Annotated in this window: 1 protein-coding gene; it reads left to right on the top strand. The window is 58.2% G+C overall.

Annotated elements, in window-relative coordinates; translation table 11 throughout:
* A partial coding sequence (tssB, locus tag SB822_RS55815) for a type VI secretion system contractile sheath small subunit (RefSeq protein ID WP_410858940.1) occupies nt 1–325 on the top strand: 325 nt, incomplete at both ends.

Here is a 325-nt window from a genome sequence, read left to right on the forward strand (position 1 = left end):
GCTGCTAGTCATGGGCGACTACAGCAACGGTCAGGACACGCGAGCGCTCGCGGAACGAACCAAGGTCGACATCAACAAGAACAACTTCAATTCGGTGCTCGCGGATTACAGCCCGAAAGCAAAGATCGCTGTCGAGAACACGCTTGCAGGTGACGGCTCGGAATTGCCGGTCGCGCTCGAATTCAAGTCAATGGACGACTTCAGGCCGGACGTCGTGGCGAGCAAGGTGCCCGAACTTCGCGCGCTGATGGCCGCGCGCAATCTGCTGCGCGATCTCAAGTCGAACCTGCTCGACAACGCAACGTTCCGTCGTGAACTTGAAAAG

Origin of the sequence: Paraburkholderia sp. SIMBA_054 (assembly GCF_046534875.1) — a bacterium.
GTDB classification, from domain to species: Bacteria; Pseudomonadota; Gammaproteobacteria; order Burkholderiales; family Burkholderiaceae; genus Paraburkholderia; species Paraburkholderia hospita.